Origin of the sequence: Pseudomonas sp. KCJK9058 (assembly GCF_046230975.1) — a bacterium.
Classification (GTDB): Bacteria; Pseudomonadota; Gammaproteobacteria; order Pseudomonadales; family Pseudomonadaceae; genus Aquipseudomonas; species Aquipseudomonas alloputida.
The window spans coordinates 148101-154100 of record NZ_JBJJLR010000006.1; the positions used below are offsets into that span (position 1 = coordinate 148101).

The window sequence follows — 6000 nt, forward strand, 5'->3', positions numbered from 1 at the left end:
GCCTGCGCCAGGCGGTTTTTGCCTTTATGCTGCTAGCACCCAAAACTGCCACCTGACCAGGGAGCTCCACGGGACGTATGCGAAATGTATGGAAGCCGTTTCAGTCGTTGTATTTCGCCGCGCTGATGATGTTGATCGGCTCGGGCCTGCTCAGCACCTACCTGGCCCTGCGCCTGGCTGCCGACCACGTCGACAGCCTGTGGGTGGGTGCGTTGATGGCGGCCAACTACTTTGGTCTGGCGGTTGGCGGCAAGGTTGGCCACCGGCTGATCGGACGGGTAGGGCACATACGCGCCTATGCCACCTGTGCCGGTATCGTCGGCGCTGCGGTGCTCGGTCATGGCCTGACCAGCTGGCTGCCGGCCTGGGTCGGGCTGCGCATGATCGTCGGCCTGGGGATGATGTGCCAATACATGGTCATCGAGAGCTGGCTCAATGAGCAGGCCGATGTGAAACACCGGGGCGCGGTGTTCAGCGGCTACATGATTGCCTCGTACCTGGGGCTGGTGCTTGGCCAGTTGATTCTGGTGGTGCACCCGCAGCTCGGCCCTGAGCTGCTGATGCTGGTGGCGATGTGCTTTGCCCTGTGCCTGGTGCCCGTGGCGATGACCCGGCGTATTCACCCGGCGCCCTTGCGCCCGGCACCGATGGAGCCGAAGTTTTTCATCAAGCGCGTGCCGCAGTCGCTCAGTACGGTTTTGGGCTCGGGGCTGATTGTCGGCTCGTTCTACGGTCTGGCGCCTTTATATGCGTCAAGCCAGGGGATGAGTACCGAGCAGATCGGTCTGTTCATGGGTAGCTGCATTTTTGCCGGCCTGCTGGTGCAGTGGCCGCTGGGCTGGTTGTCTGACCGTTATGACCGGGCGGTGCTGATTCGGAGTGTGGCAGTGGGGCTGGCGCTGGCGGCTGCGCCATTGGCGATACTGCCCAGTGTGCCGCTGGAGTTGCTATTCGGTATCGGCTTCCTGATCTCGTTGCTGCAGTTCTGCCTGTACCCGCTGGCGGTTGCCTTTTCCAATGACCACGTGGAAAGCGAGCGCCGGGTATCGCTGACGGCGATGCTGTTGGTGACCTACGGTGTGGGGGCATGCGTCGGCCCCCTGGCGGCAGGGGTTCTGATGAAAGTGCTGGGCGCGCAGATGCTGTATGCGTTCTTCGTATTCTTTGCTCTGGTGCTGGTCTGGCGTATTCGGCCGAAAGCGGTTACCGGCCTGCATCAGGTGCAGGACGCACCGCTGGGCCACGTGGCGATGCCGGCGGCCGGTTCGCCGTTGTCGGCGGCGCTGGACCCGCGGGTGGATGAGCAGACGGTGCAGGACGTGATGCAGGCGCCGGTGGCGGCTGAAGATACCGAGGATGAAGAGAAGGGCGCGCAGCAACAGGCGCCTGAACCTGAAGAGGTCAGCAAGTCGGTGTAGGAGCGGGTTTACCCGCGAAGAGGCCAGCCCAGCAGAAACACAAATGAAAACGCCACCTCAGCAGGTGGCGTTTTCTGTTTTACCGACCGACGATCAATAATCGTCCTTGTCGAACCGCCGAGCTTCACGCTGCAGCTGGTACACGAAACTCTCGATCTTGCGTTGAGCCTGGCCGCTCAGGTTGTGGAAGCGTACGCCGGCAAAGGTGGTGTTGATGCGCTCTTCATAGTGCAGATGACGCAGCTCGACCATGGTGTCCACCAGGCCCAGTGGGTTGCCCGCCTTGAAACGCTCATACACTTGGCCCAGTTGCAAACGGTCTTCGACATTGCCTTCAAAGCGCAGTTTGCAGCCAGTGGCCGAGATATCCAGCAGCTTGCCTCGCATGGCGCCGTTGCCCTTGAGGTGAGCACCGTCGAGGATGATGTCGACCAGCTGCGATAGCTTCAGCGCGGCGCGGAAGGCGTTGCGGCGCTGGTGATAGGTCATCTCTTGCGGCAGGGCGCCGCTGTAGCAACGGTGGCCGTCGACTTCGCTGATTTTCAGCGTGTGATCGCATTCCCAGGCGATGCGTACACCATCGTGGAAGCCTTCGACACGGAAGTGCTCACCGTTCTCAATGAATTTCTCGCCGTCACGGGGGATCATCTCATCCAGTGCCAGGGTGTTGCTTTCGCGGTCCACGTGCACCACATAGCTCTGGAAGCGCTGGCTGCGGTCATGGAAGGTGATGATCAGGGGGTCGTGGCTTTCCTGCAGCTGCCGCAAGTTGGCCGCAATCTCCAAGGGGGTGCTCAACACCTTGGGTGGTTGCGGGGCATCGGATTCATTGAACACAGCTTATCGTTCTCCAGGCAAAAGCGACACACGCAAGTAACGGCATTTTGCCACTATGTTCTGTGCCTTGATAGAAAAATCACACTTGGCTGAGCGCGCGCGGCTTGGCCAGCGGCGAGGTGCTGCCACGGCTGTCGTAGAGCGAAGGCGAGTCGCCGCCCTGAAGGATGCGAATCTGGTTGTTGGTGACGTGTTGCTGCACCTGGATGATCCGGCCATTGGTCTGGTTGACCTGCTGGCACTCGTCCATCAGTTGCGACAACATGTCGAGCCGCTGCAGCATCACATCACCATGGGGTGACTGCGCGGCTACAGCCTGCACGCCGGTGCGGTCGGCACTCAGGCCCAGGCTGCCGAGCAATTGGCTGCGGCGCTGGCCGTGCTGCTCGAGCAAGATGATCAACGACTGCTTACGCGCCAGGATTTGCTCCAGCAGCGGCATGTCGCGGCCATGCAGGGCGATTGCTTCCTTGTGCAGAAGGTCGAGCAGTTCCTGCATCGGGGCAATGTCATCTTCGATCAGTTGCAGCAAGGTGGTGTCGTGCATGGCTAACTCTTGGCTTTTCTGGCGTCCGTGAAGTCAGCGCGCCGTACGGTCAGCGCTGGGCTTCGAAATCAAGCAGTTTGCTGGCGACCCGGCCGGCATCGACCTGGTAGCTGCCGTCGGCGATTGCCTGCTTCAACTGGGCCACACGGGCGCTGTTGACCACGGGCTCGTCGCGCAGCTTGTCGCTGATTTTCTGCAACTGCTGTGCCTCCTGGCTGAGGTGTACCGCCTCTCCGCTGGCGCTGGTGTCTTTCACCGCTTCCTGGCTGGCTGCCGGTTTTTCGGCGCTGCCGGACGCGGTGTTGCCGCGCACGCCGCCCGTGACGGACGGAGAGTTATTCAAACGACTGAAGTCGATGACCATGATCAGAAACCTCTGGGTATTTGGACGCTTGCCTTGTTTTCGGCCAACCCGATATAAACTTTAGGCACAAATGCATTGCCGCCTGTCGGCAAGCCCGCGAACCCGTGTTCTGACACAGTTTAGGAAAAGCGGTTCCTCACTGCCAGCGCAATCTGGTGGCTGGCCTACATACTGACCTCGACTTGGCCCGGGCCGGTCACCCTGGCCTTGACCACGCGTTTTGAATTGAGGTTGCGTACCCGGATCTGCTCGCTCAGGCCGCCCTTGCTCAGGGCTTCGCCCGGCATGCGCACACTCAGGCTGCCACTGCGGGCAATGATCACCACCTGGTCACCCTTGCGCACTACCTCGGCCTGTTCCAGGTGTTGCGGGGTGAGCACCTGGTCGATCACCGTGGGGCGCAGCATCTTCATGCCCACCGCCTGGTCCAGCTCGGTCAGAAAGCCTTGGCCCAGGGTGCCGACATCGCGCTCGCGCAGGGCCACGTCACCTTCGCCGACCGTGTTGTCGCGCTTGAGCGGGCGGGTCACCACCACCACGTCGCGGAAAAGTCGCACGGTGGCCGGCACAAATACCGTCCACGGTGCTGCGCCGTTGCAACGTACCCGTACCGTGACCCGGCCCAGCGGCTGGGCCGGGCTTTCCAGTGAGGCGTCCAGCTGCTGGCTGCACAACGGCATGCGCAGGCGTGGGTCCAGCGGGTTGACCTGGATTTCATAGCGGCCGGCGGTCTGGGTAGTGGACAGATAATCTTCAACGGTGAATTCAAGAAACCCTTGGGTGACACCGATAAGCTGTTCAGGCAAGGTGAACGCGTTCGCCACCGTGCGAACGCCGGGCATCAGCAGGCACAGCGTGGCCAGCGGGCCAGTCAGCAGGCGTGTCAATCGTCGGGAAAATGTCGTTTTCGTGTGCATGACACTCAAAAAAGCAAAGCCCGTGCCGACTCGCTACCTGAGTTGCAACGAAAGGCTGAAACGTTAAGGAGTCTGGCATGGCGGGTGTTATGGATTCGGTCAACCAGCGCACGCAGCTGGTGGGGCAGAATCGCCTGGAATTGCTGCTGTTCCGCCTCAATGGCGAACAGCTTTACGGCATCAATGTGTTCAAGGTCAGGGAAGTACTGCAATGCCCTGCGCTGACCCTGCTGCCCAAGGCGCACCCTGTGGTGCGTGGCGTTGCCAATATTCGTGGGTCGACCATCCCGATCCTCGACTTGTCGATGGCCACCGGGTTGCGACCGCTGCAGGAAGACACACGCAACAGCTTCGTGATCATCACCGAGTACAACACCAAGACCCAAGGCTTCCTGGTGCATTCGGTGGAGCGCATCGTCAACATGAACTGGGAAGAGATCCATCCGCCACCCAAGGGTACTGGCCGTGATCACTACCTCACCGCGGTCACCCGGGTGGACAACCGCATGGTCGAGATCATCGACGTGGAGAAGGTGCTGGCCGAAGTGTCGCCGTCGTCCGAGTCGGTATCGGCCGGTGTGATCGATGCCGAAGTGCAGGACAAGGCGGTGTTGATGCGGGTGCTGACCGTCGACGACTCGTCAGTGGCGCGCAAGCAGGTCAGCCGTTGCCTGCAGACCGTTGGGGTCGAGGTGGTGGCGCTCAATGATGGCCGTCAGGCGCTGAACTACCTGCGTCAGCTGGTGGATGAGGGCAAAAAGCCGGAAGAAGAGTTCCTGATGATGATCTCGGACATTGAAATGCCGGAAATGGACGGATATACGCTAACCGCGGAGATTCGCAGCGATCCGCGCATGCAAAAATTGCACATCTGCCTGCATACTTCGCTTTCCGGGGTGTTCAACCAGGCAATGGTCAAGAAGGTCGGCGCCGATGACTTCCTGGCCAAGTTCAAGCCGGACGACCTGGCCCAACGGGTGGTCGACCGGATCAAGGCAGCGCATTGAAGCAGCCGGGGGCATGCCCCCGGCACCAGTGATTGAAAAGAGGCGGCAGTAGTGTCTACGGGTAATTTGGATTTCGAACAGTTCCGGGTCTTCCTGGAGAAAGCCTGTGGCATCCTGCTGGGCGAGAATAAGCAGTACCTGGTTTCCAGCCGTCTCAACAAGCTGATGGAACAACAGGGCATCAAGAGCCTGGGTGAGCTGGTGCAGCGCATTCAGGCCCAGCCGCGCGGTGGTTTGCGCGAGCAGGTGGTCGATGCCATGACCACCAACGAGACCCTGTGGTTTCGCGACACCTACCCCTTTGAGGTGTTGAAGAACAAGGTGATCCCCGAGTTCATCCGCAACAACCCCGGCCAGCGCCTGCGCATGTGGTCGGCGGCCTGTTCGTCGGGGCAGGAGCCGTATTCCATCTCGATGGCGATCGACGAGTTCGAGCGCAGCAACCTCGGTCAGTTGAAGATGGGGGCGCAGATCGTCGCCACCGACCTCTCCGGCACCATGCTGACCAACTGCAAGACCGGCGAATACGATAGCCTGGCGATTGCCCGCGGCCTGTCCCAGGAGCGCCTGCAGCGCTACTTCGACCCCAAGGGGCCGGGGCGTTGGGCGGTCAAGCCAGCGATTCGCAGCCGTGTCGAGTTTCGCTCGTTCAACCTGCTCGACAGCTATGCCAGTCTGGGCAAGTTCGACATCGTGTTCTGCCGCAATGTGCTGATCTATTTCTCGGCGCAGGTGAAGAAGGACATCCTGCTGCGCATTCACAGTACCCTCAAGCCAGGTGGCTACCTGTTCCTCGGCGCCTCGGAAGCGCTGAACGGCTTGCCGGACCATTACCAGATGGTGCAGTGCAGCCCGGGGATCATCTACCAGGCCAAGTAAGCACGAAGGCCGGTATCGAGAGATGCCGGTC

The 6000-nt window shown here is 60.9% G+C and carries 7 protein-coding genes; 3 read left to right on the top strand and 4 right to left on the bottom strand.

Annotation, left to right across the window (positions count from 1 at the left end):
- Positions 1 to 77: 77 nt before the first annotated feature.
- Positions 78 to 1418: an MFS transporter gene (locus ACK59Z_RS06335; protein ID WP_064614948.1), complete on the top strand. Its 1341-nt coding sequence runs from the start codon at positions 78 to 80 to the stop codon at positions 1416 to 1418.
- Positions 1419 to 1511: 93 nt separating this feature from the next.
- On the opposite strand, the gene ACK59Z_RS06340 is transcribed toward ACK59Z_RS06335, so the two are convergent.
- The 4 genes from ACK59Z_RS06340 to flgA all read right to left on the bottom strand — a co-directional run bounded on the left by ACK59Z_RS06340 (position 1512) and on the right by flgA (position 4083).
- Positions 1512 to 2255, bottom strand: coding sequence for a flagellar brake protein (locus tag ACK59Z_RS06340; protein WP_003254481.1), 744 nt, complete (start codon positions 2253 to 2255; stop codon positions 1512 to 1514).
- 79 nt (positions 2256 to 2334) lie between these two features.
- Positions 2335 to 2802: a flagella synthesis protein FlgN gene (locus ACK59Z_RS06345; protein ID WP_003254480.1), complete on the bottom strand. Its 468-nt coding sequence runs from the start codon at positions 2800 to 2802 to the stop codon at positions 2335 to 2337.
- Positions 2803 to 2851: 49 nt separating this feature from the next.
- Positions 2852 to 3166, bottom strand: coding sequence for a flagellar biosynthesis anti-sigma factor FlgM (gene flgM / locus ACK59Z_RS06350; protein ID WP_003254479.1), 315 nt, complete (start codon positions 3164 to 3166; stop codon positions 2852 to 2854).
- Between the two features lie 164 nt (positions 3167 to 3330).
- Positions 3331 to 4083, bottom strand: a complete 753-nt coding sequence (flgA, locus tag ACK59Z_RS06355) for a flagellar basal body P-ring formation chaperone FlgA (RefSeq protein ID WP_003254477.1) — start codon at positions 4081 to 4083, stop codon at positions 3331 to 3333.
- Positions 4084 to 4160: 77 nt separating this feature from the next.
- Here flgA and ACK59Z_RS06360 point away from each other — a divergent pair, with 77 nt between their 5' ends.
- On the top strand, positions 4161 to 5090 hold the full coding sequence (locus ACK59Z_RS06360; RefSeq protein ID WP_003254476.1) for a chemotaxis protein CheV: 930 nt from the start codon (positions 4161 to 4163) through the stop codon (positions 5088 to 5090).
- Positions 5091 to 5141: 51 nt separating this feature from the next.
- The gene (cheR, locus tag ACK59Z_RS06365) at positions 5142 to 5969 is read left to right on the top strand and encodes a protein-glutamate O-methyltransferase CheR (protein ID WP_004575768.1); all 828 of its coding nucleotides are present in this window, start codon (positions 5142 to 5144) and stop codon (positions 5967 to 5969) included.
- Positions 5970 to 6000 lie beyond the last annotated feature (31 nt).

What these genes read in the sequence shown, in the direction of transcription:
- ACK59Z_RS06335 (WP_064614948.1), top strand. Translation starts at nt 78, where the DNA reads ATGCGAAATGTATGGAAGCCGTTTCAGTCGTTGTATTTCGCCGCGCTG.
- ACK59Z_RS06345 (WP_003254480.1), bottom strand. Translation starts at nt 2,802, where the DNA reads ATGCACGACACCACCTTGCTGCAACTGATCGAAGATGACATTGCCCCG.
- flgM (WP_003254479.1), bottom strand. Translation starts at nt 3,166, where the DNA reads ATGGTCATCGACTTCAGTCGTTTGAATAACTCTCCGTCCGTCACGGGC.
- flgA (WP_003254477.1), bottom strand. Translation starts at nt 4,083, where the DNA reads ATGCACACGAAAACGACATTTTCCCGACGATTGACACGCCTGCTGACT.
- ACK59Z_RS06360 (WP_003254476.1), top strand. Translation starts at nt 4,161, where the DNA reads ATGGCGGGTGTTATGGATTCGGTCAACCAGCGCACGCAGCTGGTGGGG.